The organism is Methanomassiliicoccales archaeon, from assembly GCA_038850735.1.
Classification (GTDB): Archaea; Thermoplasmatota; Thermoplasmata; order Methanomassiliicoccales; family JACIVX01; genus JACIVX01.
The window spans coordinates 36,919-57,922 of sequence record JAWCLO010000007.1 but is presented as its reverse complement, the minus strand read 5'-3'; the positions used below and the strand labels follow the sequence as shown (position 1 = coordinate 57,922).

General features: G+C 43.5%; 21 protein-coding genes. 5 read left to right on the top strand and 16 right to left on the bottom strand.

Annotation, left to right across the window (positions count from 1 at the left end):
• Nucleotides 1–55: 55 nt before the first annotated feature.
• The 3 genes from QW087_05645 to QW087_05635 all read right to left on the bottom strand — a co-directional run bounded on the left by QW087_05645 (nt 56) and on the right by QW087_05635 (nt 3,752).
• A complete protein-coding gene (locus QW087_05645; protein ID MEM2944204.1) occupies nt 56–1,837 on the bottom strand; it encodes a cation:proton antiporter in 1,782 nt (593 codons plus the stop codon).
• A 33-nt stretch (nt 1,838–1,870) separates the two neighbouring features.
• Complete coding sequence (locus tag QW087_05640) at nt 1,871–3,427, bottom strand: ATP-binding protein (protein ID MEM2944203.1); 1,557 nt, start codon at nt 3,425–3,427, stop codon at nt 1,871–1,873.
• A 109-nt stretch (nt 3,428–3,536) separates the two neighbouring features.
• A complete protein-coding gene (locus QW087_05635; GenBank protein MEM2944202.1) occupies nt 3,537–3,752 on the bottom strand; it encodes a hypothetical protein in 216 nt (71 codons plus the stop codon).
• Between the two features lie 126 nt (nt 3,753–3,878).
• Between QW087_05635 and QW087_05630 the strand changes: the two genes are divergently transcribed.
• On the top strand, nt 3,879–4,811 hold the full coding sequence (locus QW087_05630) for a hypothetical protein (GenBank protein ID MEM2944201.1): 933 nt from the start codon (nt 3,879–3,881) through the stop codon (nt 4,809–4,811).
• A gap of 34 nt (nt 4,812–4,845) precedes the next feature.
• Here the strand turns inward: QW087_05630 and dph5 are convergent, their stop codons facing one another.
• A complete protein-coding gene (gene dph5, locus QW087_05625; protein ID MEM2944200.1) occupies nt 4,846–5,649 on the bottom strand; it encodes a diphthine synthase in 804 nt (267 codons plus the stop codon).
• Nucleotides 5,650–5,658: 9 nt separating this feature from the next.
• Between dph5 and QW087_05620 the strand changes: the two genes are divergently transcribed.
• Nucleotides 5,659–6,690, top strand: a complete 1,032-nt coding sequence (locus QW087_05620) for a class I SAM-dependent methyltransferase family protein (protein MEM2944199.1) — start codon at nt 5,659–5,661, stop codon at nt 6,688–6,690.
• On the opposite strand, the gene dcd is transcribed toward QW087_05620, so the two are convergent.
• The gene (gene dcd / locus QW087_05615) at nt 6,658–7,158 is read right to left on the bottom strand and encodes a dCTP deaminase (protein MEM2944198.1); all 501 of its coding nucleotides are present in this window, start codon (nt 7,156–7,158) and stop codon (nt 6,658–6,660) included. The two genes, QW087_05620 and dcd, sit on opposite strands and share 33 nt — an antisense overlap.
• A 312-nt stretch (nt 7,159–7,470) precedes the next feature.
• Nucleotides 7,471–9,660, bottom strand: a complete 2,190-nt coding sequence (gene hypF, locus QW087_05610; GenBank protein MEM2944197.1) for a carbamoyltransferase HypF — start codon at nt 9,658–9,660, stop codon at nt 7,471–7,473.
• 921 nt (nt 9,661–10,581) lie between these two features.
• On the opposite strand from hypF, the gene QW087_05605 reads away from it, so the two are divergent.
• Nucleotides 10,582–11,115, top strand: coding sequence for a flavin reductase family protein (locus QW087_05605; GenBank protein MEM2944196.1), 534 nt, complete (start codon nt 10,582–10,584; stop codon nt 11,113–11,115).
• An 81-nt stretch (nt 11,116–11,196) separates the two neighbouring features.
• Here QW087_05605 and QW087_05600 read toward each other — a convergent pair whose 3' ends face one another.
• Nucleotides 11,197–11,985, bottom strand: coding sequence for an S-methyl-5'-thioadenosine phosphorylase (locus tag QW087_05600; GenBank protein MEM2944195.1), 789 nt, complete (start codon nt 11,983–11,985; stop codon nt 11,197–11,199).
• A gap of 299 nt (nt 11,986–12,284) precedes the next feature.
• Here QW087_05600 and QW087_05595 point away from each other — a divergent pair, with 299 nt between their 5' ends.
• Both QW087_05595 and QW087_05590 read left to right on the top strand, forming a co-directional pair.
• A complete protein-coding gene (locus QW087_05595) occupies nt 12,285–12,806 on the top strand; it encodes a flavin reductase family protein (protein MEM2944194.1) in 522 nt (173 codons plus the stop codon).
• Between the two features lies 1 nt (nt 12,807).
• Nucleotides 12,808–13,881, top strand: a complete 1,074-nt coding sequence (locus QW087_05590; protein MEM2944193.1) for a pyridoxal phosphate-dependent aminotransferase — start codon at nt 12,808–12,810, stop codon at nt 13,879–13,881.
• On the opposite strand, the gene pheA is transcribed toward QW087_05590, so the two are convergent.
• Genes pheA through hisC form a run of 9 tightly spaced genes read right to left on the bottom strand, consistent with a single transcriptional unit; the run spans nt 13,882 to nt 21,004 of the window.
• Nucleotides 13,882–14,730 (bottom strand): prephenate dehydratase, encoded by an 849-nt coding sequence (gene pheA / locus QW087_05585; protein ID MEM2944192.1) that lies wholly within the window; start codon nt 14,728–14,730, stop codon nt 13,882–13,884.
• Nucleotides 14,723–16,099: an aspartate kinase gene (locus QW087_05580; GenBank protein MEM2944191.1), complete on the bottom strand. Its 1,377-nt coding sequence runs from the start codon at nt 16,097–16,099 to the stop codon at nt 14,723–14,725. The genes pheA and QW087_05580 overlap by 8 nt, the downstream gene beginning before the upstream one ends.
• A complete protein-coding gene (locus QW087_05575) occupies nt 16,096–16,755 on the bottom strand; it encodes a histidinol phosphate phosphatase domain-containing protein (protein MEM2944190.1) in 660 nt (219 codons plus the stop codon). Before QW087_05575 ends, QW087_05580 begins: the two co-directional genes overlap by 4 nt.
• Nucleotides 16,752–17,357, bottom strand: coding sequence for a bifunctional phosphoribosyl-AMP cyclohydrolase/phosphoribosyl-ATP diphosphatase HisIE (gene hisIE / locus QW087_05570; GenBank protein ID MEM2944189.1), 606 nt, complete (start codon nt 17,355–17,357; stop codon nt 16,752–16,754). Before hisIE ends, QW087_05575 begins: the two co-directional genes overlap by 4 nt.
• Nucleotides 17,354–18,112: an imidazole glycerol phosphate synthase subunit HisF gene (hisF, locus tag QW087_05565; protein ID MEM2944188.1), complete on the bottom strand. Its 759-nt coding sequence runs from the start codon at nt 18,110–18,112 to the stop codon at nt 17,354–17,356. Before hisF ends, hisIE begins: the two co-directional genes overlap by 4 nt.
• Nucleotides 18,109–18,663: an imidazoleglycerol-phosphate dehydratase gene (locus QW087_05560; GenBank protein ID MEM2944187.1), complete on the bottom strand. Its 555-nt coding sequence runs from the start codon at nt 18,661–18,663 to the stop codon at nt 18,109–18,111. The genes hisF and QW087_05560 overlap by 4 nt, the downstream gene beginning before the upstream one ends.
• Nucleotides 18,635–19,369 carry a 1-(5-phosphoribosyl)-5-[(5-phosphoribosylamino)methylideneamino] imidazole-4-carboxamide isomerase gene (locus tag QW087_05555; GenBank protein MEM2944186.1) on the bottom strand — a complete coding sequence of 245 codons (735 nt, stop codon included), beginning with the start codon at nt 19,367–19,369 and terminating at the stop codon, nt 18,635–18,637. Before QW087_05555 ends, QW087_05560 begins: the two co-directional genes overlap by 29 nt.
• Nucleotides 19,347–19,964: an imidazole glycerol phosphate synthase subunit HisH gene (hisH, locus tag QW087_05550; GenBank protein ID MEM2944185.1), complete on the bottom strand. Its 618-nt coding sequence runs from the start codon at nt 19,962–19,964 to the stop codon at nt 19,347–19,349. Before hisH ends, QW087_05555 begins: the two co-directional genes overlap by 23 nt.
• Nucleotides 19,955–21,004 (bottom strand): histidinol-phosphate transaminase, encoded by a 1,050-nt coding sequence (hisC, locus tag QW087_05545; protein MEM2944184.1) that lies wholly within the window; start codon nt 21,002–21,004, stop codon nt 19,955–19,957. The genes hisH and hisC overlap by 10 nt, the downstream gene beginning before the upstream one ends.

The window sequence follows — 21,004 nt, the reverse complement described above, 5'->3', positions numbered from 1 at the left end:
GATTCAACCTCCACAGCATTTTTTCCCGTATACCAGATTGAAAAAGCGGCTTTTCCTATTTTATTCTTCTGGAATCCTCTCTTTCATCCATTATACCTTTTGAAAGCAAAACTGACATTTTCTGATGAACGGACTTCAATGTACTTCTGAAAACGAGGGCAACACCGATACCAACAAAAATCACTACGAGAGGTGAAATGTATGGCATATTTGGCGGAATTGGGACGATGGAAAGTAGGTATACAAATGAGACTATGACGATGAAGATCGTGAATAAATTCATGAAAACTTTCTCGATCATCTTCTTTCCTATACTGTTGTAGCTTCCAGTTTCCAAAACGATATGTACAGCAACCCCAACGATTGCCCTGATGCGCCTTACTATGCTGTAAATAGGAGGAATAAGAAGAATGACAGTTATACTGCTCACCAGCAGCAACGGGAGAAATGGTGATACGCCCGACAGGTCGTGCATCAAACCAGTGTAGTTGTACAGATAATTTGCGGCTGCTGTGACGACGAATATAATGGTCATATCTATGAAAATCCATTTGATGTCTTTCATGATACTCTTTCTGAGATCGTTAGAGGAAGCAATTTTTTCCCTCATGGCAGCGCGCAATCTTTCAATGAGGCTCAACGCCGCTTTGACAGATCTTGGTGTGCGCTTCTCAAAGATATCAACAATCGTATCCGACTTCGCTACGCTAAGAGGGTACACAAGTGCTGTTATGAGCGCTATGCTGATAACTGTTGAGTAGAAGAATTCACCTGCGGCACCGGTATCAACCGCCATCTTGGCAATGATAAATGAGAATTCTCCCATCACAATCATGTTTAACCCAGCATGAAAAGATGTGCGAATGTCTAGATTTGCAACGTAGCTTGCAAAGCTTACGCTTATCGCTTTCCCAATCATGAAGATCGTTGCAATAAATATTGCAACTAGCAAATTCTCTACGAGGTAGGCAGGGACGATGAGCATGCCAATTGAGACGAAGAAAATTGCGACAAACATTTCTTTTATAGGTGTTATTTTCAAAATGACTCTTTCTACATAGTCAGATTGCGATATTATTGCCCCCATGAGAAATGCACCGATTGCAACGCTCAATCCGATAACTATTGAAATGAGCGACATTGCAAAGCACATGCCTAGCGACACGAGAAGCAAAGTCTCATCAGAATGTTTCTTAGCAATCCAATCGATAATCCTTGGAATTGTTGCCGCTCCAAGAATGATGCCGACAAGAGCAAAGATGATGATGCTCAAAATCATTGTCATAATAGCTTCTACATTCACATGCTGGCCACTCGTAGTAGGAGCCGCCAGTGTCAGTATCATGACCGCCACAAAATCTTCGACAATAAGTATCCCTATTACCGCCTCAGTCGAACCATCCTCCAGCTTACCTAGATCAGAAAGAACTTTAATGATAATGGCGGTGCTACTAATCGACATTACCGCACCTAGAAATATTGCCTCTGAATGTGACCAGCCAAGGAAATTTCCGAGGGTGTATCCAAGCGACATCATAATGAGGATTTCAATTGAACCGGCGATAACGGAAAAAAGACCAATCTTGCGAAGTTTTTTAAGGCTGAAATCTAGACCAATCGAGAACATCAACAGAATAACACCAAGGCTCGCCATCAGATTGACGGATTCGACATTTTGCACAACTCCGATTGAGGGAGTATGCGGCCCAAGTAGTATACCAGCGACCAAATAGCCAATTACTGCTGGTAGCTTAAGTTTTGAGAATAAGACAGCGCACGTTCCGGCTACTATCAGTACCAGCGCGATATCAGAGAGTAGCGCACTTTCAGATGTCATTTACCACCTTGGGATCTTCTTCTTTTTATCAGATTAGTAGAATCTGAATTCAAAATGCTCTTTCGCCATATTCTCTTTGTTTGATTTCGTGCCCGCTTCATTGTGTGTAGACTGACTTATGAAATCCTCATAGAGATGTATTTTGACAGGAATTGCAAAGGGTGTGAAGGGCGAGGCGATAATTGCTTCACCAGGCATGAGCATCTGTATTTCGTTCTCAACTTGCGAAATGTCCTGCTTTGCGGAGCTCCTGAGTATTTCTCGATCCCTCTTATCAGCAAGACCTAGTATAAATAATGTATTGAACTGGCTGATAATTTCAGGATCGATGAGTTTTGGCTGTTGAGATATCGCGCATAACCCAACCTTAAACTTCCTCCCCTCTCTTGCGATCTGCGCAAATATTGACCCCCTCGCCTGAGAAAGGACTCTTTGTGCTTCCTCCATAGCGATTAAAATGGGCGGAATCCGTTCAAACTCCTCTTTGTTTCCATATAATAATTTATGTCTTTCAAAAACTGCTCTTGAGATAACAGTTGACACTAACAACTCTTCTGCCTCATAAAGGTTCGAAGTATCAACCAAAACAACCTTAGCATTGTGAAGACATTCGATGATGTGTTTTGTAATCGAGAGCTTTGGATCAGAGGTTATCAGGTTAAATCTGAAAATACTCTCAAGCCGTCTTTTGATAACGCTAATCGTTCCTTCATGGAATTTGTTTTCCATATCCCGGCATATCCTTTCGACATCCCTAGTATTGAGTTCTTGAAGCCAGTTTTCTCCGTAGACAAATTGTGCAGCTTGCAGACACTCTATCTGAGCTTGACTAAATTCGTACAAATTCTGAAGATCTGAGATCTCAATTTCCCTAGCAGATAATCGAAGCGTTGAATGCGGTCCATCTAGTTGGCGACAGCTGAATACTTCAAGAGCGTCCTGCATGTTCGCATGTTTAAGACCCTTTTTTCCGACTTCGCCACCATCGTAATATTCTCCGTGTGGATCGAAAATAAGGAAACCATATCGGCGAAGCTTCATGCAGGAAAGCGCGAGATCCTTCATCAAATTACTTTTACCCATGCCAGTTGTTGCAAAAATACCAATATGATGGGGAAATGCAAGACCAGAAATCCCTACTGGGAAGTCAAGTACTTTATCACCGGATCTTAGTTTTCCAACCTCTATATCTCCCAAAAACCTACGCAAAAATCCGTAATCTGCCTCGTTTGCTCGTCTTACTTTTGAAAAATGCGAGGGTATCGATTTTGTCTTTTTGAACGAATTCTCTGAGAAGTATCCCAATGGCATGCAGACACCAATTCTGTAAAGTCGATTCTGTAATTCGTCAAAATTCTGGATTTCACCTGAAAAGTCTCTCCTGAGCATTCCTCCAGCTTCTCTTATGAGCCAGTCGTCTCTATCGGCATCAGCGCCATACTCAATGTCTGTAACTCTAATGAAATATCTTATTCCATTGTTCTCCTCATCGACTACCAGCAATTCACCGACCTGCAGATTCTCACTAGATCTCGTTCGAAATCTAATTTCCATAACTCTAGTGCCCACAATTCTACCGATATGTGTCACGGACTCTCCACCTTCCAGCCGATTTTCCATGATGTGAAGATGATTTGAGAAACGCCGATAATGCTAATACCCACCTAATAAGAAAGATTTTCTAATGTGTTTAAGAAAGTTACGGATCAGAAATAATCTCAATTTTCTTGAGCGTTGAGACGATGCTTGCGAGTCTCGCTGCGTTTACGTACACTTTGTATTCACACATCATTCCACTTATCGGACAGTTATTACAATTTAGGCTCGGTAGGAATTTCTCATCGAAACCGTAAACATCGAAAAAGCAACCGAAGGGTCTAGCTTCAGTGTTTTTATCATTTTGTTGGTATACCATGTAGCGTCATTTTGGAAATACATGGTATTTAAAAATATGTCCGTAAAGCTCGAAGATCGCGTTTGATGGATTGTTAATCTCTCTCTTGGAAATCTTCATGTGTAAAGATGACATCACTCTCCCGGGTTGACGGCTCGTATGTCTCTGCCCATCGATCCAGATTCCTATACATTTAAACGTCCGATCGCTAAGATCATCGGTATAGGTGGGGCAGGATGCAATGTAATTCATAATGCTCCACTGGAGAGCATAGCAATCTGCACAATGAATGATCATTTGAGGCCCATTGCGTGCAGAAAATGTATTAAAATCAGCAAAAATGACCTTGAAATCTTAAAGAGTTCTGACTTGAGAGTGGTTCCAGGTTTGCATTATGAATTGAAATCCGCGATTTCCGATATGTTGGGGGAAAGCAACATAATCTATATTTGTGCAGGTTTAGGAGGCGAAACGGGAACGATTGTTGCTCCAGTAGTCAGCTCATTGTGCAAGAAATTTTCAGATCTTATTATAATGGCCTTGGCCTTTCCCTTTTCAGTCGAAGGCAAAGACCGTCATCAACTTGCTATGAAAGGCCTCGTCAGTGCTAGTCAAACGGCGGATCTCATAATAATCTATGAAAACGACCGATTACTGAGGGTTGTACCATACATGTCGTTGCATGATGCTCTAGAGTATATCAATGAAGCGATGATGATGCCATTATTGGATTTAGTAGCATCCACTACTGTACGCGATCTTTGTGATATCAGAAACATGTTTTCATCCTCGAAGTATGCGGTCATGTGTTCAGGAAAGATCTCGCCAGTTAAAATGTTGGACGATTTATATCTGATTCTCAAAAATCCTTGGGGAAAATACTTGTACGATTCTGTCGATGTTGCACTCCTGATCATTTCAGCGAAGATTTTTGATAACCTCGCAGTAAACACAATCCTTGAAGAAACCAAAAGAATTTTTTCGCGAGCGGAGGTAAAATTTTATTACCATGATGACAAGAATCTCGATGATGCTTTGAGAGTCACAGTCCTGCTCGGCAGTTCTAAATATCCCCCTTAATTCTATTTAGCTCACTAATTTTCCTACTTCATTTTCACATCATTTGTAAATCATTAAGAATCTCCTTTGGAGCATCAGCAAAGGCAATAAGCGCACGAGCCTCCATGAAGTGAAGTTTTCCAGGTAGTACAAGAGTATGCAGCGGTGGGCCCATGTCTTCTTGAACTATGATCTGAGGGTATGAAGCAAGAATTTTCTCGCTTCGGGAGCCGATTCTGGCTAAGGCGCAAATGAGAGTCTTATCATTGATCAATCCTTTGCCGATTTTTTTCTCCGCGTCGATCAGCCACCATACCCCTTCTGCTGCGGTCATGTATTTATTTTCTTCTTCCTTGATATCAAGCAGGATTAAAGTGTGTAATCCTAGTTTTCTATTTTCCAAAATGTGCTCATACGGACTCGAAGGACTGTAATTTCTTTCTCTGAACGGCAATGATACAGTGCGTCCAAATTTGTAGTGTTGTAGTCCAAGCGCTGAAGCGCATGCCGTATGTATGGAAACGCCGTGGATAATCTTCGTGGAAATACCCTTTTCGACAGCACGAAGTCTAAGATCGACGTGAGTTGTTGCGGCCATAGGATCTCCTGCTGTCAAGAAGCATACGCTTCGCTTCTTTGCAAGCTCTATGATTTCATCGCCAGATTCGACTTCTTCGCGTGAAACTATAGAAATATTCTTACCTACCATTTTAGAAAACTGAGTGATATCCAAATCGATTACTTTTGATGTGTAGAATTCAGCTATTGCCAAATCAGCATTCCTAATAGCCTCAACCGCTCGGAGAGTGAGGCCGTCTAGATCGGCCAATCCTAAACCAACAAATATCAATTCTCCCATTAAATCACCGTGCTTTCATGGTGTATTCGTGTTCATACTAGTGAAGCGGAGTGTATCCGTAAAAAGCTTTTACGATTTGGTGTGTTGGACAGAACTCTAAGAGTTGTGAGGGTGGGGGACATGGTAATTTTTCCTCTCACTCCCGAGAAACTCGACAAAATCCCAGTGGATCTGAGAGACAGAATCGACAGATTCGATTTTGATGAAAGGGAAGGAAGAAAAGGTGATTATAGGAAGTATCTTACATTCCATGAATCCTTGATATCACTTCTTCCAAGATCGTTTGATATCATTGGTGATATTGCGGTCATAAAGCTCCCCAGCGAACTACTGAGGTACAGAACGGAAATTGGCGAGGCGATGATGAGAGCACACCCAAACGTTAAGTCTGTTGTTCTTGACAGAGGCATTAAGGGCGGTATGAGGATAATGGATCTCGAGATCATCGCCGGAGAAGAACGGACCGAGACAGTTCATACCGAGTATGGACTGAGGTTCATGCTCGATCTGCGTAAGGCGTATTTCAATCCCAGACTTGCGACCGAAAGGAAAAGAATTGCGACACTTACAAATCCAAAAGAGATCGTCATTGATATGTTTGCTGGGGTGGGTCCCTATTCTATAGCGATTGGAAAGTTTGCGAAACCAAGGACGTTATATGCAATCGATATCAATCCAGATGCAATCCATTACCTTATGAAAAATGTTGCTCTTAACGCCATCAGTAAAGTTGTGCCTATCTGTGAAGATGCAAGAAAAGCCATCAGAGATCTTCCTATGGCTGATAGGATTGTCATGAATCTCCCTCATTCTGCAATGGAATTCATATCAGACGCATTATCGAAACTTGAACTCATGGGAACACTTCATACTTATTTCATTGCTGAACGAATTGAGAACAATAAGACCGCTGAGGCGATACTTAATAAATGCCATCATGACGGATATCGAACCGAGATTCTTCGCTGCGAGGAATTAAAAACCTATTCCCCTTCCATGAGTGTCTTTTCACTGGACATCCGGCTTCTTGACTGGTTGTAGTGTTATCCCTCTTTGTCCCTGATAGTGTCCACTTCTTCTTTCGTAACTCATCATTGCTGGCTTCGTCATTCTCTCGAACACAATTTGTGCAAACCTCGATCCTTGCGGAATCTCGATCGAATTCGATGACGCATTGAAGCATGTAAAAGTTAAAGTTCCGTGGAACCCCGCATCAACTTTTCCAAAAGCAGCAATAATACCTTTTCTAATCCAAGTCGTTCTTAACCATAGTTGGGCACATATGTCGTTGGGAAGATGCACCGCTTCGAGAGTAGACACATAGAACATCGTGCCTTGTGGTACAATAAATTGCCGCTCATAGTCCATTTGAGATTTCGTCGGAATATTGATTTCTGAAATTCTGAGATCATAACCATTTGGCGTCAAGCTTTCTACTGAGAAATTCTCAATCTTTAATTTTTCACAGGATATTAATTCTAAAATGTCCTCATCAGATAATATGCTCATGAAACTTCATTGATTCCAACTTTATTATTATTTATCGGGATACCTCTTGATTCGCTGGAAACATTCTTGACATCGAATTGTAAACCTTTTGTATTTCTTAAACCAAATTACTTCCCCTTCGTGCATTTTGCCGATTGACTTCAACGTTCCTTTCAGTTTCTAGGCATAAATGATTTATGAAAATACCGGCAATTGAACTCTTGGCTTCACTTTTTTGATCGACTTCATATTAATTAAAAAGTTTCGTTTCCGCGAAAAGTTGCATATACTCCAATTCTCATTTGAAATGGGAGCTTCCCTTAGGCTGGTCGCTTACTCCCTTACTTTGTGAGATGCAATGATACACTGTCCTGCTGATATTCCTCCATCTCCGTTTGGTATCGTATTATGGCACACAAATTCAAATCCTTTTGATTCGACAAGTTCCTTTACTAAAGAAGAAATTGTATAATTGTACGAAACGCCCCCAGTAATCCCTATTTTATTAACACCGTATTCTCTCGCACCCTCTACTGCGATTTCAACGAGACTTTCCAAAAGAGCATATACAAAGCTGAAAATCCTATCATTGGCCTTACCTTTCGAAATAATGAGCTGCTTAAATAGTGGTACTGATTTTACTATATTCCCGTCCCTCTCCGCGTGAAAATCAAATTCTCTCTTTCCAGCTTCCAGGATTCTCTCCAATTTAATCGCAGGCTCGCCTTCATATGTTCTCGCAGAGCAAATTCCAAAGAAACATGAGAGCGCGTCAAGTATTCTTCCAAAGCTGGTTGTTCGGGGCGCTGACTTCAGCGCTTTTCTCAGTATATCAATTTCTTTCGTATTGAAAAAAGGACTTTCCAGATTGGATAATTCGCATAATGCAAATACAATTCTTCTGGGATCTCTTACGGCAGCATCGCCACCAATCAACGGTATTTCTTCGAGATGTCCTAGTCTTTCATATTCTGAGGGGGTAGAAAAGATGACTTCACCACCCCACGAATTTCCGTCCTCTCCATATCCTGTGCCGTCGAGGGTCAGAGCTACGATCTGGTCAAGAGCTGCGTCTGCGAGAAGAGAAACTGCGTGGGCGTGATGGTGCTGGATCTCGAAAATCTGGGCGCCAATAGTATTCGCTATGTCTTTTCCAAGCTTCCGCGTTGAATACCGCGGATGTTTGTCTATGCCTATGGCTTCTACTCTATCAACTCCGAGCAATCTCTTCTGGAATTCAATAGCAGACTCGAGAAACTCAAGGGTACCAAATGAATTTCCATCTCCTATGTACTGTGTTTGATAAACTCTATCTTGAAATGCCAACGATCCGCTGATATTCTCCTGTGCTCCTAGCCCAATTGCCGTACCCTTTATAGGATAGCTTATATACGTGGGGATAAAACCCCGCGATTTTCGAATAAAGAATATCTTATCGTTGAATGTCCTAAGAACGGAGTCATCACAACGATTAATGATTTGTCGGTTGTGTAGCAGGTAGCAATCAGCTCTTAATGAGAATACGTCATCGTCGTTGAGGATCATAGGTTCGCCAGGTGCGTTTGCGGATGTCATAACAAGAGCATCCTCCTCTAGGAAAGAGAAAAGAATATGATGCATTCCGGTGTAGGGAAGATAAGCACCAATATTTCCGAGACCTGGTGCAATGATCTCATTAATATCGACGTCCTTTTTTTTCACCAGAACGATCGGTCTATTCCGTGATGTCAGCAACTGTTCCTCCAATGATGTTGGCTCAGCAAGTTTCTTGACTGCATTGAGATCTTTAAACATTACCGCAAAAGGCTTTTCCTTCCGATGATACCATTCACGCAGTCTTGGTAGCGTTTCTAGAGTGCAGCATATATGCATTCCACCCCAACTTTTTGCCACGCCAATGGCACCCTTATGGAGTCTTTCTGCAAATTCTCTTATCGGGTTATTGTAAACAAACTTTTTATCTTCATTAACGAAAAAATATTGAGGGCCACAGACTGGACAGGCAATAGTTTGATGATGAAATCTTCTGTTTTTAGGATTTTCATATTCTTCTCGGCAGTCCTTGCACATTGGGAACGATGCCATAGAAGTGTTTACTCTGTCGTAAGGCGTCTCTGTTGTCACTGTGAATCTAGCCCCGCACACCGTACAATTAGTGAAAGGGTAGAGATAGCGCCTATTATCCTTTTCGAAAATTTCTTTAAGACACTCATCACAAACTCCAGTGTCGACAGGAATTGAAATGCCAGTATGTCCCTCTGTGCTAGCTCTTATCTCGAATCCCAAAGGTAATTTCTCTTCCTGTTCGAGGCTTTCTATAATTTCGATCGATTCAATGCGTGATATCGGCGGAAGCTGCTTCTTCAATTCTTCTATCAACTTCACGCCGTCTTTGTTGACCTCTATGGCAACGTGAGACCCATTATTCTGGACATAGCCTCTTATTCCTAGAGCATTTGCGATCCTGTATATAGTTGGTCTGAAACCGACACCTTGCACGATCCCGCGTATGATGATGCGCATCTGATTCAGATCAACACGCAGGAAGCACATATTATAAACAATTATCGGAACCTCATCGTTCTCTTAATATGGGGAAAAAAATCCTCATTTATATTTTATAATCGCATGCATGGTACAAAAAAGTCTCATCTTTATTTTGACACATTGTCACAAAGAATATCATTTAACATGCTCAGAGACGAGGTAATCATATGAATTAAAGTGTTGAAACTGCAACATTCTTTTGTTACCAGGAAGTTCCAAACATTCTGATAGCAAAGTGCGTAATAATGCATAAAATTGATGAGTCTATGCTTTTTTCTGTGCGAATTTTTTCTCATAAATCTATCTGAAAAGGAATCTAAATATCTCGAAATGCTGGATGTTATAAATGTCGCGCCTTATGATTTAATGTATAACATCGTGGTACAAGTGGTGTGAATGAAATAAAATTTTGCCACGCTTGGATTAAGGAATTGCTACAAAAGTAATCTTGAAGATATTCTTTAGGCAGGACCTACCTAGATTGGACTCGTCGTTTGCAAGGTTGATGCAGATGCAATGATGGGGGAGTGTCAAGAGCATATCTGGGATAACTAGCGAGTTGGCTAATTCAAATGAAGATATTGGGGAATTCCCGAAGTTACAAAATGAATTGCCTTACGGAGCGGTATGCATAGCGTTGTAAAGACTGGAAACTCCGGTCGGTTGTTCGATTTGTTCGCTACCGATGAATATCTTGAACTGGCCAGAGATTAGTAAAGTGGCTCATTTTGTTATCAATCAAATGAAATTATGAAGTTGTCTTAAATCATGTTTATTTCCAAGCCGGTTCTATCTTAATTATGCATTATATTGAAGTTTTGAGAAAACATTTTAGATAAAAAGCGGCCGAGTGGGAACATATATATTCCAAAAGGTCAAATCATATTCTCGAATTATATGATTTCAAATGAAAACAAGATCAGTAGAGGTGCGCTCGAAACGATGAGCATGCTTCCACCATCACCGGTCGCCCTGGTTGTCGTTGGCGAAGTTAATCCAGATATTATTACCGTCGGAATGGTTAATCTATTTTCTCAAAGACCGCCGATAATTGGAATCGGAGTAACGGCAGCACGCTACAGTTATAAACTTCTCGAAGAAAACGATGATTTCTCGGTAAATTTTCCAACACAGGAGATTCTCAGTAGGGTCATCTGCTGTGGCTCGATATCAGGAAGCAAAGTAAATAAGTTCGAGAAATGCGGACTTACTCCTCTTCCTGGTTCTAGAATTAAGTCTCCTAAGATCAAAGAATGCATTCTTAATGTGGAATGCAAGAAGATTGATTCTATGGAAAAGGGAGATCACATATGGTTTTTCGGACAAATCGTTCATGGTGACGCACCTGCTTCATATGATCAGAAATTCGCATTACTACACAGGGACGGTTTATTCTGGTCGATTGGGGAAGAACTAGAAATTTCTAAATAAAATATTAAGAAGCATATCAGGCATTTAGCCTCTGTAGGCGCTCATCTGTTTATGACAGCCAATCCGCACCCGATACTTTTTTTAGGCACCTGCTTCTTCTAACACATGGGAGCAGGTACATTTTGTCCTCTGCTCGGGTATTTTGGGAAGCGCTCCAGTTATAAGTTTCCTAATCTTATCAATGTTCTCTTCCATCGTTTTAAGTACAGTCCTAGTATCAACTGGCCTATCTGCCCAAACGTCGTAATCGGTGATCATCGCCAGGCTAACATAGCACATTTCCATTTCTCTAGCAAGCTGGCATTCTGGAACCAATGTCATTCCAATTATATCGGCGAAATTTCGAAACATCCTGCTCTCAGCTCTAGTAGAAAAGCGAGGCCCCTCTATGCACACGTATGTGCCACTGGATTTGAACGATATTCCCTGCTCGTGCGCTTCTGCAGTAAATATTTGTCGCAATTCCTGGCAAAAAGGATCAGCTGAACTTATGTGAATCGTCTTCCCACCATCATAGAATGTGTATTCTCTTTTCTTTGTAAAATCGATGAATTGATCAACGATTACGATCTCCCCTGGTCTGTAATCCTCTCTGAGGGAGCCTACGGCGCAAGGTGATATAACTCTCTCAACGCCAAGTTCTTTCAAAGCCCAAATATTCGCACGATAGTTGACTTTGTGAGGCGGGTAAATGTGCCCTTTCCCATGCCTGGAAAGAAAAGCGACTCTAATTCCAGATAAATCACCGATCAGAATTTCATCCGAAGGAGCACCGTAAGGTGTGCCCATTTTGAGACTTTTAGTGATTTCGAAAAGGTTTTCCTCATAAACGCCCGTTCCACCAATGATGGCAATTTTCGCCTCGTTCATCTTGATCACCATTATGAATTGAATTATTGGCATGAAATTCAAGATGATTAATATTATGATCAATTGCCACGAATTTTCACTTTATTTATCCCTTCCAAGTGGTAGTTCCAACCTCAAATGAGGTGATTTAAAACGTCGGGCTCTCCGCATATGCTCGTCGGCCATTGCAACAATGTACAGCCAGTTTTCGCATGATTCAAGCATAATCCAGATTCCGATCTATATTAGCCTGCTTGAGTATTAAACGATGAAAGCCTTTTTGAAGCAGAAATGTGATTTTTCATCGGAGGTATAGTTGGATGCATGAAAAAATTGAATTAAGTACGGGCGATGCGATAAAGGCATTTCCGGCTTTTCCCGTTGCCCTAGTGGCGGTTGGCGACGGTGAGAGGAACATCATCACTGTGGGAATTGTCCACGCCATGTCTCTCAAGCCCCCTATAGTCGGAATCGGTATTATGCCCAGCAGGCACAGTCATAGATTGCTAAAGGAATGCGAGAGTTTTTCTGTCAATATTCCTGGCAAAGATCTCATCAAAGAAGTGATGTATTGTGGTACGAAGTCTGGAAAGGATGTTGATAAATTTAAGGAAACGGGACTCACCCCCCTCAAAGGTAAGAAAATATCAGCGCCTTGCATTGGTGAGTGTCTTGTTAACATCGAGTGTAAGAAGTCGGGATCCTTTGACATAGGAGATAGGACCTGGTTTTTCGGCGAAGTCGTGCACGCAGAGGCGTCTAAGGAGTACACGCGAGACAAAGGTCTTTTATACTGGGGCGGCGAGTTTAGGCTGCCTGGTGAAGTGATTTGGAGGAGGTAGTTTGAATCTTCCTCCTTTAGATCTGGAGGAGTGGCTAATTCGATGCAGAGGGGCAAGAATTGATCTCGATCGAAGCGGCTCCCCCCCTCCCTATGGAGACGGCTTCAATCCTTCCATAGATATTTTGATGGAGGAGGATTATGAAATTGAGGAAAAGCTCATCGATACTATTGCCAGTGTGTACAGATTTGAGAGGGAAAGGATTGCATTAACATTTGGTGTCCAGCATGCTAACTATCTGGTCTTTAGTACCCTCTTCAGTTCGAAAGAACTCATAGGCGTGGAAATTCCTACATATATGCCAATTAGAGCGGTTGCCGCCTCATTCGCACGGATTGTCGACTTGATAAGAGCGACACCTAGCGATTTTCGCATGGAATCCGACAAAATTATACAATGCGCAAAGGAGGGAGCTCGAGCCATAGTTCTGACAAATCTTCACAATCCCAGCGGGAAGGCGCTTGGCAGCGACGAATTGAAATTTCTTCTTGAGATCGCGGCTCGACAGGGTATACGCATCATTTGTGACGAAATTTACAGAGAGATGCATTATTCGAAACCACCTCCTTCTATTGCGGAATTAGAATACGACGCGGTATCAACATACGGCCTTACAAAGCTCTATGGTCTCGGTGATTTGAGGTTAGGCTGGGTTGTGGGACCGCATGAACTTATTTCGAAGATCAACCTTCTTCGGCTTTATATGTGCTACCGGCTGCCTCGCAGATCTGTTGCGATCGCCATCGATGCAATCAGGAAAAGGGAATGGTTCCGAGATAGGATGATATCACTCGCGCAGAAAAATCTTAGAACCCTGAAGGAATGGCTCGAGAGGGAAACTAGAGTTGAAGCAACACTGCCAGACGGCGGATTCATGATTTTGTTGAAACTACCGCCTAAAATTGACGATTTGAAGTTCAGCGAGCAACTACTCCACAATTATTCCACTGCAGTATGTCCTGGTCGATACTTTGGGGCTGAAGGCCATATCAGAGTGACATTTAGCTGCGATCGAGAGACTCTTGCTGCAGGACTTGAGAATATCTCGAAGTTGCTGGATTTTTTGCGTTGTTAACTACTCGGTTGGTACCTCAGCTCTCTTGTACGATCCGAGCACTTTAAGGAATGAAGCCCGCCTCATGAGTTCCGTCAACGCAGATTTAACATTCTGGTCATCGAAGTGCCCTTCAATATCCACATAGAAGACATATTCCCACGGTTTATCTCTTCTAGGTCGCGATTCCAGCTTTAGCATATTTACGTTATGATCTGCAAAGGCGCCGAGACAATAATGAAGGGCTCCAGGCACATTCTTCGTAGCAAACACAAGTGACGTTTTGTCCCCAGAGGGATTCAATGTAGCGGTCTTCTCGATGATGAAGAATCTCGTATAGTTGTTATGGCTATTTTGAATACCTTCTTTTAGGATCTTCATTCCGTATTCTTCAGCAGCCCTCGCGCTTGCAATAGCAGCCTCTTCCTTCAACCCGCGCTTTTTTACGATCTCAACGCTGCCCGCCGTATCGAAAGATGGAATCTTCTCCCAATGAGGAAAGCGAGCAAGAAAGCTTCTACATTGGCCAAGGGCTTGGGGGTGGCTATAAACTCTTTGCACGTCTTCAATGCTAGCATCTGGATGACCGATGAGGCAGTGGCGAATCAACAGGATGATTTCCCCAACGATTGTGAGATCGTTTTCCAGCAGAAGGTCGTTGACCTTCGTAACGCTCCCTTCGATCGAGTTCTCAACGGGAACAACTCCGTGGCTTGCCTCTCCTTTATTAACAGCTTCGAAAACGTCTTCGAACTCAGGGCACGGTAGGGTCTTTATGCCCTCCCCAAAAAACTTATACACGGCATCTTCGCTGTATGCACCTTTAATACCCTGGAACGCAACCTTCTTTCTCGTGCTCCTGCTATTCATGTTTCCCTCCGAAAAATTCTTCATGAATCGCTCTTATCGTCTTCTGAAGATCTTTTGTGTCGACTGTGAAGTGGTATGCAACCATTGAAGCACCAGCGGAAATCATTCCGATGCTCACACCCTCCTTCGATACAGCAGTGAAAACTCTCGCAGCGATTCCCTTTCGGTAACCTAGTCCCTCACCAACAACGCAGAGCAGCGCGATATCATCAGTTGTTTCGATATGATCTACAAGTCCCGGTTCGAGATGTTCGAGGGCTTTTTCTGCTCGACCTAGCGATTTTTTATCCACAAGCATAGCAATGCAGGTTTGAGATGTCGCGATCGAAAATATATTCACGCCCGCCTCGCTCAATTTTTGAGAAATGCTCGAAAGAATTCCAAACTTGTGTGCAGCTCCAGCACCGTAGACTTTTATGACAGCCATATCCTTCATGTAAGATATGCTCTTTATAGTTCCAGCTCTTTCAATACCGCTTGGTCTGATGGTCGTCCCCTCTTTTTCTGGCTTGAATACGTTTCTTACTTTAATAACGATATTCTTCTCACGTGCCGGTTCAACAGTTCTTGGGTGCAGCACCTTGGCGCCAAAATATGATAACTCAGCAGCTTCGTCGTAGGAAAGATTTTCTATCATCACAGCGTCCGGGACAAATTTTGGATCAACGCTCATAAAACCATCAACATCTTTCCAGATTTCGAGCGTTTTGGCACCGATTACATTTGCCACAACGCTAGCACTGTAATCGCTACCATTTCTTCCGAAAACGGCGACATGGCCTTCTTTGGTCCTGCCAAAGAAACCCGTTATAATCGGTACCTCTTGCTTCCCAATCATCTCCATAAGTTTTGGTGCTGCGCTCTTTTGCGTCTCATGCAAATCAGCAATGGAGTTTCCGTACGGGCCTACGGCAATTATCCCAAGCTCGTCGGCATCAACGGGCACAGCATTTAATCCCATATCTTGAAGCATTGCCGAAACAAGGATGACTGAAAAGCGCTCGCCAAAGCTTTGTACCAGATCCATCGAGCGGGGCGTTAACTCCTCCAAGTAATTGATGCCGTACAACACCTTCTCAAGTTTTGCTATTTTTTCGAGAAGAAGACTTATCGCTCTTTGCTTCACGTCAACGGCTCGAGCGACTCCACCAAGAATTGCCAAATGCCTTTCCTTCAGTTGATTTATGAAACCCTCAATTTCTTCGTCTCTTCTCGTCTGCGAGACAAAAGATACAATGGCATCAGTGATGCCCTGTATTGCACTAACTACAACGGCCTTTGGTTCTGGATCTCCGACGATAATTTTGCCCACTCCTAACATAGATTTTGCATCAGCAAGCGAGCTTCCCCCGAACTTCATGACTTTCATCGCCAACCCAGCCTCCTGATAAGCAGAGAAGGAATCTCTCTTACCGCCTTTTCAGCCTCTTGTCTCTCGAGCCCTGCACCCATTGCGACCAAAATCGCCCTCTCCTCGTCAATCAGGTCGTTTGCGTAGTGCGCATCTGTATTCACAACCACCTTAGCTCCCACTTCTTTCGCAACCTTTGCCACATGACCATTTGTCAATGCATGCGCACTTCGAGACGTGAGTTCAAGCACAATTTCATTGTCTTTCGCCATTTGCGCTTCTTCGACTGTGATCAGTCCGGGATGGGCAAGGACGTCTACCTCAGGGTTGTTTACAGCCACTCTGTTCGTGCCAGGTTCAACTGGTTCACTTATTGTCTCTCCGTGAACAACGATGAGCTGTGCTCCGAGCCTCCTTGCTTCTACGACGGCAACATCTATTTTTGATGCTGGTATGTGTGTAAGTTCCACGCCAAGTATCAGTTCAATGTCCCATTCTGAAGCCAAACGGCAGTCCCTTCTGACTTCGTTGATAACCCTTTCCATTGTAGAGAGAGAAACGTGATCTGTGACAGCAAGCGCACTGTGACCCTTGGCCACAGCACGCCTGGCAAGCTCGATCGGTAGCAACTCACCATCGCTCAGGAGGGTGTGGGTATGCAAATCGATCCTCATTTTCTGCGCTCCGAAAGGATCTTATACACATCGCCAATCGGCAATTCGATCTTTTCAAGCAAAACCATTAAGTGATAAATGAGATCTGCGGTCTCCCACGCTTCCTGTGAGCGGTCGCCACCCTTTGCAGCAATGATGAGTTCAGCCGCCTCCTCAACGACTTTCTTGAATAGCTTGTTCTCATCTTCAAGTAATTTGCAGGTGTAGCTCCCCTCCTTTGGGTTCATCTTTCTGTCGTGGATCACTCTTCTTAGTTCCGGGATGATGGAGGCAGTCTCCGAAAGATCTCCGTAAAGAACTTCTTCGAAGCACGATGGTCTATTGAGATGACAAGCATTCCCTGTCTGGCGTACTCGAACGAGGAGGGTATCAGAGTCGCAATCAAGTTGTATCGAGACGATATCCTGAACGTTTCCCGAGGTTTCACCCTTCATCCATAGCTTCTTCCTTGACCGGCTGTAGAAATGAGTCTTGCCAGTTTCAAACATTCTCTTGCAAGCTTCTTCATTTGCGTAGGCCATCATGAGCACTTCATTCGTTTCTGCGTCTTGGACGATTACAGGAATAAGTCCGTTCTCATCGAATTTCAACTTGGAAATCATCTTACAGTAATCCCCCTGTCTCTGAGGTACTCTTTCACCTGGCCTACAGTGTAGATCCCATAGTGAAATACTGAAGCGGCAAGGGCTGCATCTGCGCCGGTCTGCGAAAAAACCTCGTAGAAATGCTCCAATTTGCCGCAGCCTCCAGAAGCAATCACTGGGATATTGACGGCGTCACTTACAGCTGCCGTTAAATCAATGTCATAGCCAGTCTGTGTTCCATCGGCATCCATGCTGGTCAGCAGGATTTCACCCGCTCCCAGATCTTCGACTTTCATTGCCCATTCAACAGCATCGATATCTGTCCGCTTACTTCCTCCATGTGTATATACCAGCCATGAATCTCCCTCTTTTTTTGCGTCGATCGCAACTACAACGCACTGCCGTCCAAAGTCCTCGGCGCATCTCGTTACGGTATCTGGTTTTTCTACTGCAACCGTATTGATTGAAACCTTATCGGCACCAGCAAGTAGTGCCTTTCGCATATCTGCAGAACTCCTAATTCCGCCACCGACAGTCAGCGGAACGAACACCTTCTCCGCTGTTTTCTTGACAACATCGAGAAGAGTCTTTCTACCTTTTACACTTGCTGATATATCGAGGAAAACTATTTCATCAGCACCCTGTTTCTCATACTCGGATGCTAGATCTGGCGGATTGCCTACACCACATAAGTTTTGAAATTTTACACCTTTGACAACGCCTTCTTCTGTTACATCAAGACAAGGGATTATCCTTTTTGCCAACAGTCTCACTCCCTCCTGGTTTGGACCTCGCCTTTAGTCGTAAGAGATTCTTTCCGCTTCTGCAAAGCTGATCTGAGTGCCATGCCGAGCGCCTTAAAGCCTGCTTCGACGATGTGGTGGTTGTCAAAGCCCCTATGAACTAATACATGTAGCGTCATTCCTGATGCCATAGCAAAGCTCCTAAAAAAGTGGCGATACAAGTCATCTGGACATTCTATATCTGCATATGCGCGGTCGATTAAGTCAACACTTACAGTAACAAGTGCATCGTCCATGGGAACAGTTGCGCTCGAAATCCTTTCAATTGGTTCATTTCCTATTGCTTCTCTGAGACCCATTCCCAGCGTTATCGCTGTGTCTTCGACGAGATGATGTTCATTATCCCCAACAATGTTGGTCTCAATATCGATTGATGAATACTTTGAAAGTGTTTCCAGCATGTGTTGAAGAAATTGATTTTTGCATTCTACCTTTGATTTACCAGACCCATCTATCTTGATCAATATTTCAACGTCTGTCTCCTTCGTTTTCCTACTCATTCTTGCTTCCCTGATCCTCATCAATTCTCCCCCATATCTCTTCTGGGATGATACCACCAGTATAGATTGCCATGCCAACCACCGCGCCATGGGCTCCCAGACTTTCGATCAATCGGATATCTTCGACGTCCTTAATACCGCCGGCCACATAAACAGGATGCGGACATCGCAGAATAAATTCTTTGGTCTTCAGGACATCAATTCCCGAGGTTCTCCCCTCAATATCTACATTTGTATAAAGCACCCCTGCGAGCGGTAGCACTGAAATTTCGCTAAACAAGCGATCAATTGATACTCCTGTCGGTTCCCTCCAACCTTTTACAAGCACTTTTCCGTATTTGATATCAATTGCCAACATGATCTTATTTGGATATCGATTTACCATTCTGCTGAGCCAATCGCGATCAAGGATTCCTCTTGTCCCAACGATAATTCGCGCCGCGCCAGCGGCTATCAAATTCCTGATTAGTTCTTCAGAGCGCACCCCACCACCGACTTGGACGGGAATTGATGTGTTTTTCAAGATTTCTTTTATGATCTGGAAATTAGTCCCTTTTTCCATTGCAGCGTCTAAATCGATGAGATGAAGAGCAGGGGCACCCTTCTTTTCCCAACTCTTAGCCACAGCTACAGGATCAGGTAGCATTACCCGCTCGGTTCCCGGTACACCCCCAACAAGCTGGACAACATTTCCTCCCATGAGATCAATGGCTGGAATGACGATCAAGGCAGTCCTCCGCAAACTTGATAAAGTTCGATAAGAATTTCAAACCAGATGCACTACTCTTTTCAGGGTGAAACTGCGTCCCATATGTGTTCTTTTTTTTGATAAGAGATGGAAATTCACCATAATATTGCGTCGTGCACGATACAACTTCTTCTCGGGGTTTGGCGCGGAAAGAGTGCGCGAAATAGAAGTATCTTGATTCTACGCCGTCGAGAAGCGGATCTTTTCCCAACACACTATTCCATCCCATGTGAGGTATTTTTCCGCCGTCGAGTCTGACAACTCTCCCCTTTATGAAACTTAAACCAGGAACCGAGCCCTCCTCGCTTCCTTCAAAGAGTATCTGCATGCCGATGCAAATGCCTAGGCAAGGTGTTCCATCTTTCAAACGATCAACGATTTCTTCTGAATAAGTGGAAAGTTTCTGCATTGTTCTGCCAAACGCTCCTACACCAGGGAACACTATGCACTCTGCATCGAGCAAGTTTCGTGGATCTCTAATAATGGAAACTCTGGCACCGGCAATTTCAAGTGCTTTGCGGATACTATGAAGGTTTCCAGCGCCGTAATCGATAATGGCTATTTCTATCGACACTGAATGAGAACCTCCTTGAGTTTCTCGAGAAGCTGTTGGTTTATTTCTCTCGGTCCTATGGTGATTCTCACGCAATTTTCGAGCCGCCTTATCTTTCCAAAGTCTCTGATGAGGATTCCTTTTGCGGCAAGGGTTGAAACAAGAATTTCAGAGGATATCGGGGATCTCGCAAGAAGAAAATTCGTGTCGGATCTGTACACCTCAAACCCCAAGTCTTTCAATCCTTCTGAAAGAAAACTCCTTTCCTTTCGGACAGCCTCAACCGTCCTCCTCACGAAATCCTGTCGCTTTAGCGCCTCGATTGCCGTCTTTTCGCTTATGATATTGAGGCTCAATGGCGTTTTAGCCCTCAGCAGCACATTTGCTAATTCGAAATCGGCGGCTGCGTATCCGATTCGCAAACCCGCCAACCCATAGGCTTTCGAAAATGTTCTCGTGACGATCAGATTACTGTACTTGCGGACGAATTCTATAAACGACTGATCAGAAAACTCAGCATATGCTTCGTCCACGATGACAGGTCGGTCAACTCCTTCTATTATTGCCCTGACATCTTCCATTCGGAAACTATTACCAGTTGGGTTATTTGGGGTGCTTAGTAAAACTAACTTGCCTTCTGTTGAGTTTATGGCGTCTGGATCGAGTTGAAATTCCTCGTCGAGATCGACGCTAACGATGGAACCGCCGTTAACCTTTACGAAGAACGGATGCAAAGCATATGTGGGATGAGGCATGACGACTTTATCGCCTGCCTCAAGTAATGCCTTCATGCATACATCCAAAACCTCATCTGACCCATTTCCAGCAACAAAATTGCTCATTTCTAGCCCGTAGAATTGAGCAAGGGCACGTCTCAAGTCATCTGAATACGTCGTGGGATAATTGTTGAGGTCGGAAGCCGTAAGATTATTTAAAACGTCATCAACCACTGGATTTGAACCAAATAAATTGGCATTATTGTCCATTCTAAATGCTTTGACGGTGGGACTGTAGTAAAGGCTCACATCTCGTAAGGTGGACTTAATCCACTTCTCAATCAC

Excerpts from the sequence above, each read along its gene's own strand:
- QW087_05645 (MEM2944204.1), bottom strand. The coding sequence starts at position 1,837 with ATGACATCTGAAAGTGCGCTACTCTCTGATATCGCGCTGGTACTGATA.
- QW087_05635 (MEM2944202.1), bottom strand. The coding sequence starts at position 3,752 with ATGGTATACCAACAAAATGATAAAAACACTGAAGCTAGACCCTTCGGT.
- dph5 (MEM2944200.1), bottom strand. The coding sequence starts at position 5,649 with ATGGGAGAATTGATATTTGTTGGTTTAGGATTGGCCGATCTAGACGGC.
- dcd (MEM2944198.1), bottom strand. The coding sequence starts at position 7,158 with ATGAGCATATTATCTGATGAGGACATTTTAGAATTAATATCCTGTGAA.
- hypF (MEM2944197.1), bottom strand. The coding sequence starts at position 9,660 with ATGCGCATCATCATACGCGGGATCGTGCAAGGTGTCGGTTTCAGACCA.
- QW087_05605 (MEM2944196.1), top strand. The coding sequence starts at position 10,582 with ATGATTTCAAATGAAAACAAGATCAGTAGAGGTGCGCTCGAAACGATG.
- QW087_05600 (MEM2944195.1), bottom strand. The coding sequence starts at position 11,985 with ATGAACGAGGCGAAAATTGCCATCATTGGTGGAACGGGCGTTTATGAG.
- QW087_05595 (MEM2944194.1), top strand. The coding sequence starts at position 12,285 with ATGCATGAAAAAATTGAATTAAGTACGGGCGATGCGATAAAGGCATTT.
- pheA (MEM2944192.1), bottom strand. The coding sequence starts at position 14,730 with ATGAATAGCAGGAGCACGAGAAAGAAGGTTGCGTTCCAGGGTATTAAA.
- QW087_05580 (MEM2944191.1), bottom strand. The coding sequence starts at position 16,099 with ATGAAAGTCATGAAGTTCGGGGGAAGCTCGCTTGCTGATGCAAAATCT.
- QW087_05575 (MEM2944190.1), bottom strand. The coding sequence starts at position 16,755 with ATGAGGATCGATTTGCATACCCACACCCTCCTGAGCGATGGTGAGTTG.
- hisIE (MEM2944189.1), bottom strand. The coding sequence starts at position 17,357 with ATGATTTCCAAGTTGAAATTCGATGAGAACGGACTTATTCCTGTAATC.
- QW087_05560 (MEM2944187.1), bottom strand. The coding sequence starts at position 18,663 with ATGAGGATCAGGGAAGCAAGAATGAGTAGGAAAACGAAGGAGACAGAC.